Genomic DNA, 19,401 nt, shown 5'->3' on the forward strand with positions numbered 1-19,401 from the left:
AACATAGAATCTAGCCTTGAATAAACGAAGTTTGGCGCAGATTCTATCCCGCGCCAAATGATGTAAGTTTAGTGTAGCTTAGTGTTTGCCAAACCTCGCCTTATCCTCCGCGCTCATGTGCGGGTTTAGCATATTTGCAGGTTTGAAAATTTCATCTAATTGTTTAGAATCTAGCAAGCCGCGCGCTAAGGCAATCTCGCGCACGCTTTTGCCACTTTGCAGGGCTTCTTTAGCGATACTTGCCGAGTTTTCATAGCCAATATATGGATTTAGCGCAGTGACAATGCCAATGCTATTAAACACAAAGTCACTGCACACTTTCTCATTCGCGCTTATCCCCTCCACGCACTTACTCGCAAGAGTTAGCATTGCATTTCGCAGCATCGTAATGCTATTAAACAGCCCATAGGCAATCACAGGCTCAAAGACATTCAACTGCAGCTGCCCGCCCTCACTTGCAAAGCTAACGGTCACATCATTGCCTATCACAGCGTAGCACACCTGATTTACGACCTCAGGTATCACGGGATTGACTTTACCGGGCATTATGGAGCTTCCGGGCTGCATTTTAGGGAGATTAATCTCATTTAGCCCAGCGCGAGGACCGCTGCTAAGTAGCCGCAAGTCGTTACAAACCTTGCTAAGTTTCACTGCCACACGCTTCAAAACGCCGCTAACTTGCACATACGCGCCCGTATCCTGCGTAGCCTCGATTAAGTCATCAGCGGTTACGAATGGATAGCCTGTGACTTCGCAAAGTTTCTTTTGCACGATTTTAGGGTATTTTGGGTCTGAGTTTATGCCCGTGCCAATCGCCGTTCCGCCCATATTTATCTCGGTAATTAGCTCTCTAGCCTCTTTCACACGCTCAATATCTTCACCCATCATCACGCCAAATGTGTGAAACTCCTGCCCCAAAGTCATTGGCACGGCATCTTGCAGTTGCGTGCGCCCCATTTTTAGCACATCTTTAAACTCATTTGCCTTCTTAAGAAACGCGCTTTTTAGCACCTCCATATCATTTGCTAGGTTGCTAAGCTCAGCATATAGTGCCACATGAATCGCCGTAGGATACGCATCATTGGTGCTTTGGCTCAAATTCACATGGTCATTTGGGTGGCAAAATTTATACTCGCCCTTTTTATGCCCCAAAATCTCTAACGCGATGTTTGCGATGACCTCATTTGCGTTCATATTCGTGCTAGTGCCAGCGCCCCCTTGTATCATATCCACGACAAACTGCTCCTTAAACTCGCCATTTATGATTCTATCGCACGCCTTGCAAATCGCCTCTGTGATGTTAGAATCTAGCAAATTAAGCTCATTATTAGCCTGTGCGGCGGCTTTTTTTACCTGTGCGAATGCTTTTATGAAACTAGGATACTCGCTAAGTTTTCGCCCTGTGATATGGAAATTTTGCAGCGCCCGAAAGGTCTGCACCCCGTAATACAAACTATCATCAATCTCTAGCTCCCCGATAAAATCATGCTCCACGCGCTTTGCCATGAAACTCTCCTTGTTAAGTAAAATAGTTATCTTAAAAGATAACTTTGCGGTTAAGATTCTATGCCTTAAAAACTGAAAATAATATAAAAAAATAATTGAATACTTTAAATAAAGCTAATGTTAAGTTATAAAAGTTATATATTTAAGAATATTTTAAAATATAAGCTGAAATGTATTCACTAATTCTTAAATAAAAATAAATTATAGTGAGGTTAAGCAGTGCGGTTATAGAATCTAAGGCTAGATTCTATAAATTCCGCGCTATTGCAAGCAAGCTTGCCGCGCGCATCTTACACAGATGAGCAAAGCTCATCTGTGCGCCTAAAGTATAAAGTTATAGCTGCTTAAAGCATCTATCAACTTGTTTTTTGAGGTTAGATTCTATAAACTCCTACGCTGCGACTTTTATTAGCGTAAAAGCCGCGCGGTTTTATAAATGTCGGCAAAGCCATGCAATCAAGCTTAGAAATCAAAGGCGATATTGAGCCAATACCTGCGCCCTTCTTGAATAACAGGTCCATAGTAATTAACACTTGCTCCAGCTGTTGTGCCATTATTATACCAGCGGAAATCAGCAAAGTTTGTATCTAGTAGATTATACACGCCGCCATTTAAGCGAATATTTTGTGTTAGCTTATAATGCATGCCTAGATTAAGCGCAACAGAGGGCTTATAGTAGATGCCACCAAAGAGATTTCTTAAGCCTTGAGCCGCTGCGTCATCGCCTATAGCGCTTGTATTTACGATACCTTCTTTGTAGTGGGCTTGCAGATACATACCAAAGGCACGATAATTATAGCTTAGCTTGCCAAAGAGATTATTGCGCGCGGTGGTGGAGAGAGGATTGCCCTTATTCGTGCCGGAGGTAATTTCAGAATCTATGTAGGTGTAGCTCACATCAAAGCCAATGCCATAAATAGGCTTAATGCCAAAGCTTGCCTCTATCCCTTGAGAATACGCGCTATCGGCGTTGTAGGTGCGATTACACGCAGCATTACTGCCACCATAGAGCGCGCAAGTTTCACTATAGTTCGCACTACCTGCGACTTTGCTTACCCTTTGAGATTCTATCTTGTCCTTAAAATTAGTTTTAAAGATAGTGAGTGAAAAATCAACATAGCTGCCATCAAAGACCGTGCCTACTTCATAGCTTATAGAGCTCTCCGCCTTTAAGTCAGGATTTCCCAAAAAGGCAAGCGTGCCTTGAGAGCCATAGCCATATACTGCATCAATAAGTTGATTAGCATAAGGGGCTTTATACCCTGTAGCCACGCCCCCTTTAAGCGACCAATTATCTATAATCTCATAGACTAAATACGCGCGTGGGCTTACATTTGAGCCAAATTTGTCATTATAATTATAGCGCGCGCCAAGCGTTAGGGTTAGGGGTTTAAAAATATTCCACTCATCTTCTACAAAGGCAGCAAAGGTGTTGCGATTGTGATTAGCGGGCGTAGCGGCTAAATCATGGTAATTTTCGTGGCGATATTCAAGCCCTACATTAAGATTATTAGACTCCCCAAGATAAAACAAAAGTCTAGAATCTGCGATGATGTCATTACTTGCAATGCCGCGATTTTTACCTAAATTTGGCGAACTCACATTGCCTGCGACTAGTCGCCCGGTATTATCTGAGCGCATATATTGCAGGCTATTGCGCCAAGTGCCAAAGCCATAGCTACCCATATGTGCGAGGCTTGAGCTAAGTTTATTCATACCTACCCACTCTGTATAGCCGCCTCGACCTTGTGCATTAACACCTAGCGTGCCAATTTGCCCTAATTGATTATCATAAGTGGATTGCGTGTAGTCAATATCCGCATACAAGGTATTTTTCTCATTTGGCAGATAAGTTAAGCGCCCACCGATATTATATGCCACATATTGCGTGCCAAAAAATGAATTGATTGTATCTCCTCTATCATTTGTAGGCTGCTTGCTTGCTTCACGCGTGATTTGGCGTGCGCGCAAGGTTAAGCCTAGCTTCTCCGCTAAAGGTCCTGTGATGTAGAGGGAGTTTTGGTAGGTGTTGCCAAAAGTAGGCGATTCTGGTGCGACAAATTGCGATTGAAAGCTGCCGCTCCATTGCTTTGTGATAGGCTTTGTAACGACATTAATCACTCCGCCTAGCGCATCGCTTCCATAAAGCGTGCTCATCGGTCCTCGTATAACTTCAATGCGCTCAATCGCGCTTAGGGGTGGCATAAAGGTATTATACACGCCCACACCTAAGTTTGCTGTGGCGACATCACCGCTAGGATTTTGCCTTAAGCCATCGATAAGAAATAGCGTATATCCCGCGGGCATACCGCGAATAGAGATAGCGTTTGCTCCAAGCTTGTTGCTTGTGCCCTCCACACTCACGCCCGGAATTTCTTTAATTGCCTCGCCCAAATCGCGGTAGGGCTTTTGCTCTAGCTCCTCTTTACTAATAACGCTCACAGATGCGGGCGCATCAACGACATTTTTTTCACTCCCTGCAGTGGCGCTCACAACGGACTTTTGCAATTTGACATTGCGCGCAGAGGCTGTGGGCTGTGAATTAGATGAACTAGAGGTGGGAGAAGTGGTAGAGATAGAATCTGCTGCTTGTGTATTAAGCTCATCGCCTAGAGCGGAGCTAAAAAGTAGTATTAGCCCCCCCCCCCGTTAAAATTCTGCTAATTGTTTTCATTTAAATCCTTTTTTAATGTGAAATATTTGTGAAATTGCATTCTAGCGATTAAAACTTAAAATAAGTTGATAGGAATAATTACTAAAATTTTTATGCAGATTCTATTATGTCCGCGCTGTTGCTTTTTAAACAAAAAGCCGCGCACTCTCACAATTTCGCGCTAAAGCCGCCTATTGCGCTTGAGTAATCACCCCGCCGCCTAGCACGCAATCACCCTGATACAGCACTAAGGCTTGTCCTTGCGCTACGCCATAGGCAGATTCTAAAAGTTGGGCGTGGATATAATCGCCATCTATGTCAATTTGTGCTTTAAGCGGCACACTGCGATAGCGCACTTTCACATCATACACACCGCCATTAAAGGCTTGCGGGAGGCTTTTATTGAGCGCTTTTATAGAATCTACAGCAAGCTCTTCTTTTGTGCCAACGACAATTTCATTACTTAGCGGATTAATCGCTTTCACATAGTGCGGTTCATGAGAGCCAAAGACACTAAAGCCCTTGCGCTTACCGATAGTGTAGTGCATATAGCCTTTGTGCTTGCCTACAGCCTTGCCTTGTGTATCGCGCACAATGCCCTCTTCATCAACCTTTTCATGCAGTTTTAAAATATCAATGTAGCTCTCCTCCACAAAGCAGATTTCTTGTGATTCTTTATAGGTTTGTAGCGTGCCAAGAAAGGGCAGGAGGTTAAGTGCTGTTTTTTTCACATCTTCTTTATAGAATCCACCAAGAGGGAAAATAATCCTATCGATGGCTTCTTGTGGCAGCGCGTAAAGGAAATAGCTTTGGTCTTTGGTATCATCTACGGCTTTTGCAATGCGCTTAATGCCCTCTACTTCTTTAATCTGCGCATAATGTCCTGTGGCGATATAGTCACAGCCTAGCTCATCAGCTTTCTGCAGTCCCAAACCAAATTTCATTAAAGGATTGCAAATAGCGCAGGGGTTTGGCGTCTGTCCCTCTTTGTAGGAGCGCACAAAGCTATCATATACATTTTGCTTAAATGCCTCGCGCAAATCCACCACCTCAAAGGCAATGCCTAGACGCTCGCTCACCTGCTGGCAATTTTTAATAAAAATATTATGTTTTTTCTCTTTATCATGTAATTTGAGATAAAGCCCTATAACTTCATATCCTTGTGATGAAAGCAGATGGGCGCAATAAGAGCTATCCACGCCCCCGCTCATAAGAAGTGCAACTTTCATAAAAATCCTTTTGTTTTATTATGGTTTTTGGGAGTGGGGAGTGTAGCATTTTGGAGTAAGTTATGCGTAAATGCTCACTCAAAAACGATTTTGTGATATAATCTTGCCTTTTTTGAATGACACACATAGATATTGCTTAAAAGGTTTAGTCGTGATTTTAGAGCATGAATTGCCGCAAGGAAGTAAATTATATTTTGACACATCAGCCAAATTAAAGCGCGATATAGAATCTTGCGCAATTAGGGCATTTTATGAGAATGATTATAAGGAGATTGTAACGCCCACTTTTACTTTTTTAGAGCATCAGGGCGACATTTTTAATCGCGATATTGTGCGCTTAAGCAGTGAGAGCAATCATCAAATTTCTTTGCGTTATGATACGACTATTGATGCTATGCGTATTATCACAAAGCGCATTACACGCAGCAGCGAGCATAAAAAATGGTTTTATATCCAGCCAGTTTTTAGCTACCCTACTACTGAAATTCACCAAATTGGCGCGGAGCATTTGGGCGGGGAGAGCTTATCGCCAGTTATGTGCTTGGGAGTGGGAATTATACAGGAGCTAGGATTAAAGCCATATTTGCAAATTTCAAATATGAAAATTCCGCTACTTTGCGCGCAGCATAGCGGGGTAGATATACAAGTATTTGCCTCACAAGAGGCAGGCAAGCTTTTAGAAATGGAGGGCTATATCGCGGATTTAGTGTATGTTAAAACTAAGCAAGATGTGCAGAAAGCCATTAAAAACGCGCCATCATTTTTAAAAGATGAATTAGAGCGATTACTAGAGTGCGCGAGTTATTGTGAGTATGAAAAAAGTATTTTTTCTCCCCTTGCTTTCACGCCTAGTTCGTATTATGGGGATTTATTTTTTAGAATGTTTATGGGCAACGCGACTTTATTGCAAGGTGGCAAGTATAGCGTAGGCGAGCAGTATTCGTGCGGCTTTGCTATCTATACAGATGCTGTGGTTAAATGTTTATGCTAAGGAGAATGGTATGGCTGATGTGATTGTGGGGATTCAGTGGGGTGATGAGGGCAAGGGCAAGATTGTTGATGCCTTAGCAAAAGAGTATGATTATGTCGTGCGCTATCAGGGTGGGCATAATGCAGGGCATACTATTGTTGTAGATTCTCAAAAAATTGCCCTTCACCTGCTGCCCTCTGGTATTTTGTATAGCCATTGCAAAAATGTTATCGGTAATGGCGTGGTGATTAACCTTAATGCATTGCTTGATGAAATGAGCGCATTTAAGGACTTAGAGGGACGATTGTTTATAAGCGATAAGGCACATATTATTTTGCCCTACCATGAGATATTAGACAAGGCGCGCGAGAAAAGTTTGCAGCAAACGGCTATAGGCACTACAGGCAAGGGCATAGGACCATGCTATACAGATAAGATTGCCCGACATGGCGTGCGCATTACGGATTTAAAACATTTAGAGTTACTAAGAAGCAAGATAGAATCCATTCACGCACAAATGCAGTATGTGCAAAGCCTCTATGGCGTGGAATTACCTAGCGTAGATTCTGTAATGGCGCATATAGAATCTATTGCGCCTAAGATTTTGCCTTTTGTAGTGGATAGCGCGCAGCTTTTGTGGAGCGCTCAAGCGCAGGGTAAAAAGATTTTGTGCGAAGGCGCGCAGGGCAGTATGCTTGATATTGACCATGGCACTTATCCTTTTGTAACTAGCTCGACTACTATCGCCGCAGGAGCGTGTAGCGGCAGTGGGTTAGCTCCGCGCGATATTCATAGTGTGATTGGCATTGCAAAGGCGTATTGCACAAGGGTTGGCAATGGCGCTTTCCCCACTGAAGAAAAGGGCGACATAGGCCATAGAATCCGCGAAGTGGGTAAAGAGTTTGGCACGACGACAGGCAGAGCGCGCCGTTGCGGGTGGTTTGATGCGCTAGCTGTGCGCTATGCGTGTAGGCTTAATGGCTGTGATAGCATAAGCCTTATGAAACTTGATGTGCTTGATGGATTTGAATGCGTTAAAGTATGCGTGGGGTATGAGTATGAGGGCAAAGAGATAGATTATGTGCCAACTGATTATGAGGGCGTTAAGCCTATTTACAAGGTATTTGAGGGTTGGGATAAAACAAGCCATGTGCGTGAATTTAGCGCCCTGCCTCAAGCAGCCAAGCTATACATACAAGAGCTTGAAAAGCTTATTGGCGTGCGTATAGCGATGATTTCTACATCACCAGAGCGGGCAGATATTATTAGGCGCTAAGATGAAAACTAAATTTAGCTCTATCGTGTCGCTGCGTAAAAAAGATATGCAGGCTTGCGAGCGTAGTATTTTGCAAAATGAAAATAAGATTGCGAGTAAGCAAACACAAATTGGAGCTTTTCAAGAGGAATTTTTGCAATTACAAATGCCACAAAATGGCACATTTTATGCTTTTAGGGCTTATGAGGAGAGTAAAAATATGCTCCTTTCTCACATTGCCTTTGCCAAGCAGGAATTAGAGGGACTTTTAGCCAATAAAGCCCTTTTGCAAGAGCAGTATAAAAAATGCCATATTGAGTATGAAAAAGTGAAATTTTTGGAGAAAAAAGCACAAGATGAGATGATAAAGCGACTAAAACGTCAAGAGGCATTAGAAATTGATGAAGTCGCCCTTATGCTTTATAATAATGCAGGAGGCAGGATAATATGAGCCTATCCACAAAACAAATTGCCGCTATATTTTTGATTGCAGCTTTTTTATGCCTTGCGTGTGTGCAAAGTAGGGCTGCAGATTCTCAACTGCTTGATTGTAGCATTATTTTTGAGGCGCGCAAAAATGAGATAAAAGCCCAGCTTGATGAAATTGATGAGCGCCAGCAGGCTTTGCAAGTGCTGCAAAATGCCACGCAAGTGCTGCTTGATGAGAAAGAGCGCCAGTTAAAGCAAAAAGAGCAAGAAATTGATAATAAAATTGTCATCTTTGCCAAGGAGCAGGAGCAATCAAAGGCTGATTTAGAGGCGCAAAATACTAAAAACACCCAAGCCCTAGAGCAAAAAAGCCAAGAAATCCAGCAGCTCATTAAAAAAAATGAGGAGATTCTCTCTCAAATTAAAAAGGCAAAGGATAATAAAGTAATCCAAGCCTACAAAGGGCTAAAGGAGGCAAAAGCCGCAGCCATTTTAGCCGATATGCCAGAATCTGAGGCTGTGGATATTCTCTCACAAATGGAAGTGCGCGATATTACTAAGATTTTGGGTAAAATGGATACGCAAAAGGCTGCTGCTATCACTTCACAAATTCGCGCTATTGACCCAAATCGCCTGCCAGATTCTATAAATGTAAATGCTAACACCGAGCAAAATACACAAAGTGCGCAAAATACAGGGCAGAATACAGAATCTAAGCCTACAGATTCTATAAATACCCAAAATGAGGCAAATACACAGAATCTAGACTCGCCAAATGCGCAAGATATGCCAGATAATGCAAATGATGATGCACAAAATGGGCAAAATGCGCCATCTCCTAACGCAGATTCTCAAAATCAAAATAATGCTATGCAAAATCCCAACGCACTCTAGCTTTAAGCGGCATAGCAGTGATTTTAGTTATAATTTAGCATTTATTTTAAGGAGCAGTGTATGAAAATTTTAGTCATTCAAGGACCAAATCTTAATATCTTAGGACATCGCGAGCCACACATTTATGGGACATTTACATTAGAGCAAATTCATAATAATCTTAAATCCCAAGCCCAACAGCACAATGCACAATTAGAATTTTTTCAAAGTAATTTTGAGGGGGAGATTATTGATAAGCTCCAAGAGTGCATAGGCGGCGAATATGTGGGCGTTATTATCAATCCTGCGGCATTTTCGCACACTTCTATTGCGATTGCTGATGCGATTGCAAGCTGCGGTGTGCCTGTGATTGAAGTGCATATTAGCAATATTCATGCGCGTGAAGAATATCGCTCTAAGAGTTATACTGGCGCGGTGAGCGCGGGCGTTATCACAGGCTTTGGCGCATTTAGCTATCATTTAGCCCTCATGGGTATTTTGCAAATTGCAGCTGAAATTGAAGCAATGAAGCAAAATCAGCAGTCAGAGAAAAAATAGAGAAAAAGACAAAATGACAGATACTTATCTCACACTCAATGAAAATGCCCAATATTATGAATGCGGCTTTAGTTGCGATAATGCGCTGCTTGTGCGCGTGGGCGATATGGTGTTTTTTATTACAGATTCTCGCTATACCCTTGAGGCAAGGCAGTATTGCACAAAGCACACGCAGGTTATAGAATCTAGCGATTTTATTCAAAGCGCGTGTGATGTGCTAAAAAGCTTACATGTTAAAACCATAGTGTTTAATCCTAATGAATTGAGTTTAAGCTTGTATGAGGGGCTTAAAAATAAGCTTAGCGACATTAAATGCGAGCTTTTAGCGCAGGCAAATTTCCACCAAAAGCTAAGAGTGATAAAAAGTGAAAAAGAAATTGCACTCATTGCTAAATCACAAAAACTCAATAAAAAAGCCTTTAAGCACTTTGGCGATTACATTAGCGCGCATTTGCATAAAAAGCTAAATGAGGCGGAGCTGCATTATCGTGCTACGCAGTTTTTGAGCCATTTTGGCAAGTATGCTTTAAGCTTTGAGCCAATCGTTGGCATTAATGCAAACGCGGCTAAACCCCATGCGCTGCCCTCAAAAAAATGTGTGCTAGCCAAAAATGATATGTTGCTCTTTGATGCGGGCATAAAATATAAGCGATATTGCTCTGATATGACGCGCACAGCCGCAGTGCATGGAAATAATGGCAATATAAATTTTCATAAATCACAAAAGTTTAAAAATAAAAAGCACGCGCGTATTTATGAGATTGTCCTAAAGGCGCAAGAGAGGGCTATTTCGCAGGCTAGGAGTGGTATGAGCGGCAGGGAGATTGATGCATTAGCGCGCGATGTGATAGAAAAAAGCGGCTATGGCAAATATTTTGTGCATAGCACAGGGCATGGCGTTGGGCTTGATATACATGAATTGCCGCGCATATCGCGTTTGAGCGAGGAGATTATAGAAGATGGTATGGTGTTTTCTATAGAGCCGGGCATTTATCTTTCTGGCGAATTTGGCGTGAGGATTGAAGATTTGGTGGTTATGAAAAATGGGCGCGCGGAGATTTTGTAATTGAGAGAAAATCTAAGCCAAATATGCGCAAGCGGGGATTTACACCTTTTAGAATCTTACACCGCTAAGCGGTATGCTATTAATATGGATTTTTTTTCCTCGCTTAATCCTACACTTTTTAAAGAGCTGCAAGCTCCCTTAAAGCAGTATAATCTTTATATTGACAAAGGCATTAACATTATTGATGTGCAAAGCGCTCAATTTGTCTATCCTGTGCAAAATGGTGTGCATACGATGATTGAGCAAAATTTTGAGCTTGCTAGAAATCCGCTCAATAATAAAGCCTATACGCTTTATACCAATCATTTAGCCCTGCATAAGCAAGATGAAGCAAAAATCCCTTTGAGTGCTGGCATTTGCAATCCTATGATTGATATGATGATGCGCGATTTTAACGGGACTAATCGCTTTCATTTGCCCTCACTTTTTTTGCCTAGTGTAACGATTTTTGGGCTGCTTGGGGGAATGTTTTTGCAATTTTTAATCGAGCAGGGGTATAGCTTTCATTCATTGCTGCTTTTTGAGGAGGATATAGATTTATTTAGAATCTCACTCTACTTTGTGGATTATCCGCTTTTGTTTGAACGCGTGAGCGAGCGCTCATGCTATATATTTGTGAAAGATTTGTTGCATAAGGAATTTGTGCAGCATTATTTCACGCATAGGCGCATTACAAATAATTTTTTGCGCCTTGAATTGCAGCTTTATGATAGCCCAAAGATTAAGCAAGTCCAAGAAAGTGTCGCGCAGGCTTATGCGATTAATTCGCGCGGTTGGGGGAGCTTTGATGATGAGATGATAGGGGTGAGAAATACTTTTTCAAATCTAGGCACAGATTCTATAAGCAAATATCCTATTTTGCACCTGCCAAAACGCGTAAATGCGCCAATATGCGTGGTAGGAAATGGCGCGAGTTTAGATGCCTTGCTGCCTTTTATTAAGCAAAATGCTAAGAGAATGATTATTTTTAGCTGTGGCACGGCGCTAAAGCCGCTTAAAAATGCGGGCATTGCGCCTGATTTTCAAATAGAGATTGAGCGCATTTCATATTTGAAAGAAGTGTTAGAATCTGCTCCTTTAGGCGATACTACGCTTTTGTGTGGGAATATGGTGCAGCCTAATGCGCTAAGCCTTGCCAAAGAGGCGTATTTATTTATGCGCGGGGGGAGTGCGAGCGCGTATTTTGGCGACTCAAAAACTATTATTGAGTTTGCAGCGCCTTATGTGGGCAATGCTGGGTTTGCGCTAGCGTGTTTATTGAGCGAAGAGGTGATTATTTGCGGGCTTGATTGTGGTTATATTGAGGGTAAAACTAAGCACGCAAGCGGCTCATTTTACGGAGATGAGCAGAGTAATATCCCTAAAAATGCCTATGAAGTGCAGGGCAATGGGAGCAAAAGGGTATATGCAGATGCGCTCTTTTCGCTCTCAAGCGCTATGATGAGCAGGGCGGTGAATGCGTTTAAGCCAAAGGTGGTGATTAATTTAGGAGAGGGGGCGTATATTCAAGGCACGCGCGCGGTGAGTAGTGAGGATTTTACTTTGCGCGAGATTGATAAATCCACTTTTATAGCTCAATTGAAAGGCTTTATGTGTGCGGATAAGGCTAAGATTTTTAGTTATAGTGGATTCTATGAGGAGGAAATAAACGCCTATAAACAAGCGATTTTAAATATGCTGCGCAAAGGTGTGAATGGCGAGCATAGGGGCGTGGCGAATAAAAAAGAGCTATTTTTGCGCATTGATAGCCTTTATGCACTAAGTCTTAAAAAATCAGCGAGTATACCATTTGTGGGGGTGCTATTTGAGGGGAGTATTTCGCATATTTTGCACACACTTATGCTCTGCGCGCTGCACATACCTCATGATGATATTGCGCTTTTTTACGCGCGGAGCGTGGAGATGATAGAATCTGGCTTAAACAAAATGGTGATGAGTTACAAAATGCTAGTGGCTTCACTCCAAAGATAGCTTTTATAGAATTTTGTAGAACTTTCACAGAGCCTTTATAGAATCTAAGGAGTGCGAAGAATAACAGCTAGGCTTAAAGCCTTATTTGCGCAGTTCTTTGATGCGCGCAGCCTTGCCCTTGCGTGTGCGTAGATAATAGAGTTTTGCCCTCCTTACACGCCCTATGCGCAATACCTCAATACTCTCCAAGCTCGCGCTATAAAGCGGGAAAGTTTTTTCCACGCCGATATTATTTGCGCCAATTTTTCTAGTGGTAAATGTCCTATCCACACCATTGCCACGGATAGCGATGCATACGCCCTCAAAATGCTGGATTCTACTTTTATCGCCCTCTTGGATTTTAATGCCTAAGCGAAGTGTATCGCCTGCTTTAAATTGCGGGACTTTCTTATCGGCAATCTGCGCTTGATTAAAGCTTTGAATATAACGATTTCTCATAAATTTACCCTTTCTTTTTTGTCTGCTCTGGCTCTACAAAGGCGCGATATGCGCGATACAAGTCCGGTCTAAAATACTTTGTCTTGCATATTGCCAAGCGTTTTTTTAAATCGCAGATTATATTATGGTTTCCCTTTGAATACACTGAAGGGGCTTTAGAAAATTGCATATTTTTGGGAGAAATTTTTGCAAAAGCAGGCGCTTCAAGTAAATAATGCGCAAAGCTCTCTTCTTTAAGAGAATCTGCATTGCCTAGCACGCCTTGAATATGTCGCGCGATGCTATCACAAAGCATTAAAGCGGGCAATTCCCCGCCTGTTAGGACAAAATCACCCACACTAAAGATTTCATGCGCATATTTTTCAATCACACGCTCATCAATGCCCTCATATCTGCCACACACAAAACTTATATGGCTTTTGTGGCTTAGGCGCAGCGCGTCATTATGCTTAAAAGGCTTGCCACATGGACTTAGGACAATCACATGAGCATTTGCCACACTTTGCAGCGCCCTCTCTAGCACATCAGCTTTTATCACCTGTCCAGCACCACCGCTAATTGGTGGCTCATCAACTTTTTTGTATTTATCAAGCGCGTAATCGCGGATATTTACGCACTCTGTGCTTATTAGTCCATTGCTAATAGCGCGCTTTAGTATAGAATCTTGGAAATAAGATTCTATAAGCGCTGGGAAAAGTGTGAGGAAAGAAAAGTGCATAACAATATCCTAGCTTTGCTCAAGGAGTGATAGGGCATTATGGGTAAAAATGCCTTGAGGGGAGAGCGAAGAGACAAAATGCGCAATGTAGGGGACAAAAAACTGCTTTGGCAAGCCTTGTGCGCGAAGTTTAGAATCTGTAGCTACAAGCAGATAGTCTATCTCACCTATGCGCTCAATATCCTTAACCTCCCCTAGCTCTAATAGCGCAACTTGCCCACTGCATTCTTGCTCATTGTGTGTTTGCTTATCAAATACTTTTGTGCCTATGATGTCCTGCCATAAGAACTCACCCTCCGTGCATATAGCTCTACTTTCCTCAAGCGTGGCATAAAGCTCGCAATTTACAAGCCTAGCTGCACTCTCTCTTGATTGAAAGCCGCAAAAAGTAATAAGACCTCTTTGCTCATTAAAAGTATGCACGCGTAAATCCCCAAGTGATGTTTTAGTATGAAAAACAGCATGAGGGGTAAAAATCGAGGGAAAGTCACTCATAATATGCAGTTTTAATGCACCGCCTACACCCACCAATCGCCCCACTTTAGCAACCAAAAGGAGAGGAGATTGCTTCATTATTTAATGAGCTTGTATGGCTATTCTGTAATTTTTGCCATCTTTGGCTTTTGTGCCAGAGATAAAAGTCTTAAGCGAGCCCACCATTTTGCCATCTCGTCCAATGAGACGCCCCACATCTTGAGCGTCAGCTAGGATAATGATTTCGCGTGTGTTGTCTTCTGCATCTTGAATTTGGATTTGTATCGCTTCGGGATTATTTGCAATTTTTTTCGCATATTCTTTAATAAAATCTTCGACCATAATGTTTTCTTTCTTAATATTGTGTTATTTTGAAGTGAGCTTTGCCACCCTTTCACTCATTTTTGCCCCCACACTTTTCCAGTATTCTAGTCTTTGCGCGTCATATTTAACTAAGATTGGCTCCACTAAGGGATTATAATATCCTAGAGATTCTATCCAGCCCCCATCACGCTTTTTGCGAGAATCTGTTACTACAATACGATAAAAAGGTTTCTTTTTGCGTCCCATTTTTGTGAGTCTGATTACTGTTGCCATTGGCTCTCCTTGAATTTTGGCTTTTAAAATCCGCAATTATAGTGTGTTTTGCTTAAATCATCATTATTTTGGCATTCTAAGAGAACCCATCATATTCATAAGCTCCTGCATACCGCCCTTTTGAGAGAGCTTTTTGGCTATTTTTGCTGCATTATCAAATTGCTTAATAATGCGGTTAATATCACTCACTTCTAAACCGCTGCCAAGCGCTATGCGCCTGCGCCTTGAGCCATTGAGTAGGCTAGGATTCTCGCGCTCTTTTTTAGTCATAGAATTCACCATAGCGCGTATATTTTTAATCTCGCTTGATTTATCTAAATCCACATCTTTTAGTGCGCTTGCCATACCGCCTAGTCCGGGTATCATTGAGGCGATTGAACTCATTGAGCCAAGCTTTTTCATATTTTCAATTTGAGCGATAAAATCTTCAAAGCCAAATTGCCCTTTTTTGAGTTTTTTAGCGATATTTTTTGCATCATCTTGACTAATTACACTAGCTGTTTTTTCCGCAAGGGAGGCAATATCACCTGCCCCCATAAGTCGCGAGATAATCCTATCTGGTATAAATACATCAAAATCAGCCACTTTCTCGCCATGCCCTATGAACTTAAGTGGAATACCAATTTGGTGGGCGATATTAAGCGCAATTCCGCCTTTGCTATCACTATCAAATTTTGACAAAATCACGCCATCAATACCAATTTGCTCATTAAAATGTTGCGCGGAGCGGATACCATCTTGCCCACTTAGAGAATCTGCCACATACAAGCACTCTGTAGCATTTATTGCTTCCTTAATAGCCTTGAGTTCGTGCATTAATGCTTCATCGATAGCTAGTCGCCCAGCACTATCGATAATCACCACATCATAATGCGCATTTATAGCCTTTTGCTTAGATTCTGTAGCCACACATACCGCATTTTGTGGCTCACTCGCCATTGGGGGAGTAAAAATATCTACCTCTATGCTTTGGGCGAGCTGGCTTAATTGCTCAATAGCCGCAAGCCTATGCAAATCACACGCTACAAGCAGCACTTTTTTGCCCCTCTGCTTAAGATAAAGCGCGAGTTTAGCACTTGAAGTAGTCTTCCCACTACCTTGCAAACCCATCATAAGAATAACGCTTGGGGGTGTGGGCGCAAAGCCAATGCCATAGCTCTTTGCAGATTTTAAAATTTCACTTAAAGCGCTCTGCAAGGCATTCATAAAATTTTGCTTACCAATGCCTAGCTCTTTAGTGCGCTGCTGCACTTCTTGCACGATTTGTTTAGTTACTTTGTGATGGACATCATTTTTAAGCAAAGCCTTTTTTAACTCATCGCAAGCCCTTAGGAGCGATTTTTCATCATCGGCAAAGCGAATTTTATTAACAATGTTTTTAAATGAGCTTGTGAGGGTATCAAACACGAAATCTCCTTTAATTTTTTAGCTGCGAACTTATAGAATCTAACCTTAAAAAACAAGTTGATAAGCTGCGTAAGCAGATTATAACTTTATACTTTAGGCGCAAATGTGAGCTTTGCTTGCATTTGCAAGATGCGCGCGGCTTTTACAAAAGCAACAGCGCGGATTTATAGAATCTAATGCTACAAAATGGCAGATTCTATATAAAAATCACTTTTATTATGCTTTTATTTGCCTCAAGTTTATATATTGCAAGGCAAAAATTTTTTTATTATAACTTTTTTAAGGATTAGCTATGATGAGTTTTGAACAACATTTGCGGGAAAAACACCTAAAAATTACGCCTCAACGAATCGCTATGCTTAATCAAATCCAACATAATGGGCATATGAGCGTAGAGGAGATTTATGAGCAGATTCGCCATATTTATCCTTCTATATCCCTTGCTACCATTTATAAGAATGTGAGTGCGCTGTGTGAGGCAAATATTCTGCGCGAGATTAAAGCGCCAAAAGATAAGCAAAAATATGAATTAAGTAGCGATAGGCATTTGCATGTGTATTGCGAAGTGTGCGGCAAGCTAGAGGATATTAAGCTTGATACAAACGCGCTAGAAGCAGATTGCAGTCATAATAGCGGGTATAGCATTTGTGATATTTCAGCGGTGCTTATTGGCGTATGTCCGCATTGTAAGGCAGAGCAAGCGCGCCGTTTATAGAATCTATAAAGCTTTTGAGTATCAAGCCTCGCACGTCTGCTAGATTCTATAAATCCGCGCTGTTGCTTTTTTTAACAAAAAGCCGCGCGCATCTTGCAAATGCAAGCAAAGCTCACATTTGCGCCCTCAAAGTATAAAGTTATAATCTGCTTACGCAGCTTATCAACTTGTTTTTTAAGGTTAGATTCTATAAATTTAGCAATAGTATAGAATCTAGACTTTTAGATTTGCTTTTGCATTTGGGGGTAAAATCTCCATAAATCTATTTAAATCAAAATTAATATTTTGCGTCTTTGCTTCCTTGATGAGCGCGAGTGCGTCCTCCATATTATACACACTTCCGCCCTGATAAGGCTCAAAGACTTTGTTGGTAACTGCTAGCGCGTAGGCGTTTTTTTTCACTTCATCTGAAGCTGCATGCGGCATAGTGATGTAAGCAGTGCTTTGTATAAGCACTTCATCAAATTTCCAATGGTCAAATAAAAAGCCCAAAAATGTCAAATGGTCTAAGCCGTAAAATTCATTTTCCACAGCGCCAATATCGGTAAAATTATTCGCTTTAAGTTGGGCTAAAAATTCCTTATCCTTGCCACTTTGAATAAGTGTGTTTGCAAAAAGCATCATTCCCAAACGCAAGAGCATAGCGCAAGGCACAAGCACTTGAGCGAGCTTTTTATCACTTTGTGAAAACCACTCTGATAAAAAGTCCGCCTCTCTGCTACAATTGCCTAAAAACTCTTGTGTATCAAGCCCATAGGGCGATACATCAATTTTAAATCCACTTCGTAAAGAATTGGCTATGGCTACATTTTTGACATTGCTAATGCCTAGTAGGGATACTACTTGATTGAGTGTAGAAATCTCGCGTGAAAATCCATAATAAGGCGAGTTTGCTAAACGCAGCAAATCACCAGTTAAAAGCGGGTCTTTGGAGATGATATCCACCACGCCTTGCACCTGCACTTCTGAGCCAGATGAATCTACATATTGTTGTAATTTCATCACCGTTTCAGGCAAGGGCGGCAGATTATCAATTGTTTTTAATAAAAGCTCATTCATTATGTATCCTTTAGCCGACTCTCATAGATAAGCGCGCACATGGCATAAATTGCGCGTGCAAACCAAGTGAGGGCAAATTATATCAAAAACGATTATAAAAGCATGTAAAACTTGCCATTTTTGTAAAAATTTGCTCCCCCACATTTATGCCCTGCTCCTTAATGCTTGAGCTATAAGCTCCAAAGGGTGGGCAAAACGCACTTTAGAATCTATTTGCGTGAGTGAATTATCAATCTGCATACGACACGCACCGCACTCCGCGCTTACAATTTGCGCCCCACTTTGCTCTATCATTTGCGCCTTACCCCTGCCAGCTTTTAGCGTTAAAGCATAGCGCGAGCTTTGCATACTAATGCCGCCAAATCCGCAGCACTGCGTAGAATCGCGCATCTCTTGTAATGTATAGGCTTTGCCCAAAAGTGCGCGTGGCTCTTTAAAAATACCTAGCACTTTTCTAGCATGGCAAGGGTCGTGATAGGTGATTGTTTGTTGGCCTAAATGCGCGGGAATAATATCTTGCAAGCAAGTGTGCGCATAGAGCCACGAGCTTGCCATATCAATTTTTGGCAATAATTTTTTTAAACGCATAGCATATTCACTCTCTCCCAAAGCATGCAGCCAATCTTTTTTAATCATCGCTGCACAGGTAGCTTCAGGAATAATCATCGCATCAATACTATCCCAAAAACTCTCAAAATACTCGATATTTTTTTGAGCCAAATGCACAACCGTCTTTACATCACCAGTAAAAAATGCAGGCGCGCCGCAGCACTCTTGTAAATGTGGGACAAAAGCTTGAATGCCTAGTGTGTGCAAAATACTAAGCAGGCTCTCTCCCACACTCACATAATTATAATTGCTCAAACAGCCAATAAATATCGCCACTCTATTGTGCTTAAGATTATGCTTATGCGCCACATCGGCTTTGGGGCTTTGTGAAATGCGGCTAGATTCTGTAATTTGTAGTGGCGCAATATCGCCTTGATAAGTTTGCAAAAATGATTTGCGTCGCACGGGGAAAATAGAGCGTTTCGCCCATTTATTATTATCGTCTTTAAATAGTTTTAAGCGGCTAATCCACCGCCCATGCTCCTCCTTAAACGCGCAAGGCATAATAAAATGCACAAAGCTAAAGACAATATCTGCTACTTTTCTATGCCGTAAAAGGAAAAAATATGCCCTTTTATACCACGCAATGCCATATTTTTGCGCAATATCCACGCGCACAGATTCTATAGCCACATCAACAGGCAGGCTTGAGGGGCAGTGCGTTACGCAAGTGGTGCAAAGGAAGCAAGATTCAAAAATATCCCTCGCTTTAGAATCTAGCTCCAACTGCCCGCGCTTATACGCACCCAGCAAATCCAAAAAGCCGCGCGGAGAAGTTACTTCATCGCGATTAACCATATAAATAGTGCAGTGAGGAATGCATTTGCCGCATTTCACACACGCATTGGCTACGCTTTGTAAATCAAGCATAAAG

General features: G+C 41.9%; 20 protein-coding genes. 9 read left to right on the top strand and 11 right to left on the bottom strand.

Going from position 1 to position 19,401, the window contains the following annotated elements:
- Window positions 1–78 precede the first annotated feature (78 nt).
- Window positions 79–1,506: an aspartate ammonia-lyase gene (aspA, locus tag LS71_RS03985; RefSeq protein WP_034352891.1), complete on the bottom strand. Its 1,428-nt coding sequence runs from the start codon at window positions 1,504–1,506 to the stop codon at window positions 79–81.
- Window positions 1,507–1,968: 462 nt separating this feature from the next.
- Window positions 1,969–3,999 carry a TonB-dependent receptor domain-containing protein gene (locus tag LS71_RS03990; protein ID WP_238700320.1) on the bottom strand — a complete coding sequence of 677 codons (2,031 nt, stop codon included), beginning with the start codon at window positions 3,997–3,999 and terminating at the stop codon, window positions 1,969–1,971.
- Between the two features lie 16 nt (window positions 4,000–4,015).
- Between LS71_RS03990 and LS71_RS09655 the strand changes: the two genes are divergently transcribed.
- On the top strand, window positions 4,016–4,159 hold the full coding sequence (locus LS71_RS09655) for a hypothetical protein (protein WP_238700321.1): 144 nt from the start codon (window positions 4,016–4,018) through the stop codon (window positions 4,157–4,159).
- A 191-nt stretch (window positions 4,160–4,350) separates the two neighbouring features.
- Here the strand turns inward: LS71_RS09655 and mnmA are convergent, their stop codons facing one another.
- On the bottom strand, window positions 4,351–5,388 hold the full coding sequence (gene mnmA / locus LS71_RS03995; protein WP_138109826.1) for a tRNA 2-thiouridine(34) synthase MnmA: 1,038 nt from the start codon (window positions 5,386–5,388) through the stop codon (window positions 4,351–4,353).
- A 70-nt stretch (window positions 5,389–5,458) separates the two neighbouring features.
- Here mnmA and LS71_RS04000 point away from each other — a divergent pair, with 70 nt between their 5' ends.
- The 7 genes from LS71_RS04000 to LS71_RS04030 are packed head-to-tail and all read left to right on the top strand — an operon-like array spanning window position 5,459 to window position 12,510.
- On the top strand, window positions 5,459–6,379 hold the full coding sequence (locus tag LS71_RS04000) for an ATP phosphoribosyltransferase regulatory subunit (protein WP_238700322.1): 921 nt from the start codon (window positions 5,459–5,461) through the stop codon (window positions 6,377–6,379).
- Window positions 6,380–6,389: 10 nt separating this feature from the next.
- Window positions 6,390–7,634, top strand: coding sequence for an adenylosuccinate synthase (locus LS71_RS04005; protein WP_034352894.1), 1,245 nt, complete (start codon window positions 6,390–6,392; stop codon window positions 7,632–7,634).
- A gap of 1 nt (window position 7,635) precedes the next feature.
- A complete protein-coding gene (locus tag LS71_RS04010; RefSeq protein WP_034352896.1) occupies window positions 7,636–8,064 on the top strand; it encodes a flagellar export protein FliJ in 429 nt (142 codons plus the stop codon).
- Window positions 8,061–8,936, top strand: a complete 876-nt coding sequence (locus LS71_RS04015) for a MotE family protein (protein ID WP_081946227.1) — start codon at window positions 8,061–8,063, stop codon at window positions 8,934–8,936. The genes LS71_RS04010 and LS71_RS04015 overlap by 4 nt, the downstream gene beginning before the upstream one ends.
- Before the next feature lie 60 nt (window positions 8,937–8,996).
- Window positions 8,997–9,473, top strand: coding sequence for a type II 3-dehydroquinate dehydratase (gene aroQ, locus LS71_RS04020; protein ID WP_034352899.1), 477 nt, complete (start codon window positions 8,997–8,999; stop codon window positions 9,471–9,473).
- 13 nt (window positions 9,474–9,486) lie between these two features.
- A complete protein-coding gene (locus LS71_RS04025) occupies window positions 9,487–10,539 on the top strand; it encodes an aminopeptidase P family protein (protein ID WP_034352901.1) in 1,053 nt (350 codons plus the stop codon).
- Window positions 10,540–12,510 (top strand): motility associated factor glycosyltransferase family protein, encoded by a 1,971-nt coding sequence (locus LS71_RS04030; protein ID WP_052057829.1) that lies wholly within the window; start codon window positions 10,540–10,542, stop codon window positions 12,508–12,510.
- Between the two features lie 81 nt (window positions 12,511–12,591).
- Here LS71_RS04030 and rplS read toward each other — a convergent pair whose 3' ends face one another.
- The 6 genes from rplS to ffh form a co-directional block, all read right to left on the bottom strand.
- Window positions 12,592–12,948, bottom strand: a complete 357-nt coding sequence (gene rplS, locus LS71_RS04035) for a 50S ribosomal protein L19 (protein WP_034352904.1) — start codon at window positions 12,946–12,948, stop codon at window positions 12,592–12,594.
- 4 nt (window positions 12,949–12,952) lie between these two features.
- Window positions 12,953–13,666 (bottom strand): tRNA (guanosine(37)-N1)-methyltransferase TrmD, encoded by a 714-nt coding sequence (gene trmD, locus LS71_RS04040; RefSeq protein ID WP_034352906.1) that lies wholly within the window; start codon window positions 13,664–13,666, stop codon window positions 12,953–12,955.
- Between the two features lie 9 nt (window positions 13,667–13,675).
- Entirely contained in the window at window positions 13,676–14,239 is a 564-nt protein-coding gene (gene rimM / locus LS71_RS04045; RefSeq protein ID WP_034352909.1) for a ribosome maturation factor RimM, read from the bottom strand.
- 3 nt (window positions 14,240–14,242) lie between these two features.
- The gene (locus tag LS71_RS04050; protein ID WP_034352912.1) at window positions 14,243–14,482 is read right to left on the bottom strand and encodes a KH domain-containing protein; all 240 of its coding nucleotides are present in this window, start codon (window positions 14,480–14,482) and stop codon (window positions 14,243–14,245) included.
- A gap of 24 nt (window positions 14,483–14,506) precedes the next feature.
- The gene (rpsP, locus tag LS71_RS04055) at window positions 14,507–14,737 is read right to left on the bottom strand and encodes a 30S ribosomal protein S16 (RefSeq protein WP_034352914.1); all 231 of its coding nucleotides are present in this window, start codon (window positions 14,735–14,737) and stop codon (window positions 14,507–14,509) included.
- A gap of 63 nt (window positions 14,738–14,800) precedes the next feature.
- Window positions 14,801–16,144 carry a signal recognition particle protein gene (gene ffh / locus LS71_RS04060; RefSeq protein WP_034352917.1) on the bottom strand — a complete coding sequence of 448 codons (1,344 nt, stop codon included), beginning with the start codon at window positions 16,142–16,144 and terminating at the stop codon, window positions 14,801–14,803.
- A 292-nt stretch (window positions 16,145–16,436) separates the two neighbouring features.
- Between ffh and LS71_RS04065 the strand changes: the two genes are divergently transcribed.
- Complete coding sequence (locus LS71_RS04065; protein ID WP_034357239.1) at window positions 16,437–16,859, top strand: Fur family transcriptional regulator; 423 nt, start codon at window positions 16,437–16,439, stop codon at window positions 16,857–16,859.
- 213 nt (window positions 16,860–17,072) lie between these two features.
- Here LS71_RS04065 and cheP read toward each other — a convergent pair whose 3' ends face one another.
- Both cheP and LS71_RS04075 read right to left on the bottom strand, forming a co-directional pair.
- Window positions 17,073–17,918, bottom strand: a complete 846-nt coding sequence (cheP, locus tag LS71_RS04070) for a cheVAW transcriptional regulator CheP (protein ID WP_034352457.1) — start codon at window positions 17,916–17,918, stop codon at window positions 17,073–17,075.
- 144 nt (window positions 17,919–18,062) lie between these two features.
- Entirely contained in the window at window positions 18,063–19,397 is a 1,335-nt protein-coding gene (locus LS71_RS04075; protein ID WP_034352454.1) for a (Fe-S)-binding protein, read from the bottom strand.
- Between the last annotated feature and the right edge of the window lie 4 nt (window positions 19,398–19,401).

Origin of the sequence: Helicobacter jaachi (assembly GCF_000763135.2) — a bacterium.
GTDB classification, from domain to species: domain Bacteria; phylum Campylobacterota; class Campylobacteria; order Campylobacterales; family Helicobacteraceae; genus Helicobacter_C; species Helicobacter_C jaachi.

Coding starts and splice junctions, on each gene's coding strand:
- aspA (WP_034352891.1), bottom strand. CDS start 1,506: ATGGCAAAGCGCGTGGAGCATGATTTTATCGGGGAGCTAGAGATTGAT.
- mnmA (WP_138109826.1), bottom strand. CDS start 5,388: ATGAAAGTTGCACTTCTTATGAGCGGGGGCGTGGATAGCTCTTATTGC.
- LS71_RS04000 (WP_238700322.1), top strand. CDS start 5,459: ATGCTCACTCAAAAACGATTTTGTGATATAATCTTGCCTTTTTTGAAT.
- LS71_RS04005 (WP_034352894.1), top strand. CDS start 6,390: ATGGCTGATGTGATTGTGGGGATTCAGTGGGGTGATGAGGGCAAGGGC.
- LS71_RS04010 (WP_034352896.1), top strand. CDS start 7,636: ATGAAAACTAAATTTAGCTCTATCGTGTCGCTGCGTAAAAAAGATATG.
- LS71_RS04015 (WP_081946227.1), top strand. CDS start 8,061: ATGAGCCTATCCACAAAACAAATTGCCGCTATATTTTTGATTGCAGCT.
- aroQ (WP_034352899.1), top strand. CDS start 8,997: ATGAAAATTTTAGTCATTCAAGGACCAAATCTTAATATCTTAGGACAT.
- LS71_RS04025 (WP_034352901.1), top strand. CDS start 9,487: ATGACAGATACTTATCTCACACTCAATGAAAATGCCCAATATTATGAA.
- rplS (WP_034352904.1), bottom strand. CDS start 12,948: ATGAGAAATCGTTATATTCAAAGCTTTAATCAAGCGCAGATTGCCGAT.
- trmD (WP_034352906.1), bottom strand. CDS start 13,666: ATGCACTTTTCTTTCCTCACACTTTTCCCAGCGCTTATAGAATCTTAT.
- rimM (WP_034352909.1), bottom strand. CDS start 14,239: ATGAAGCAATCTCCTCTCCTTTTGGTTGCTAAAGTGGGGCGATTGGTG.
- LS71_RS04050 (WP_034352912.1), bottom strand. CDS start 14,482: ATGGTCGAAGATTTTATTAAAGAATATGCGAAAAAAATTGCAAATAAT.
- rpsP (WP_034352914.1), bottom strand. CDS start 14,737: ATGGCAACAGTAATCAGACTCACAAAAATGGGACGCAAAAAGAAACCT.
- LS71_RS04065 (WP_034357239.1), top strand. CDS start 16,437: ATGATGAGTTTTGAACAACATTTGCGGGAAAAACACCTAAAAATTACG.
- cheP (WP_034352457.1), bottom strand. CDS start 17,918: ATGAATGAGCTTTTATTAAAAACAATTGATAATCTGCCGCCCTTGCCT.
- LS71_RS04075 (WP_034352454.1), bottom strand. CDS start 19,397: ATGCTTGATTTACAAAGCGTAGCCAATGCGTGTGTGAAATGCGGCAAA.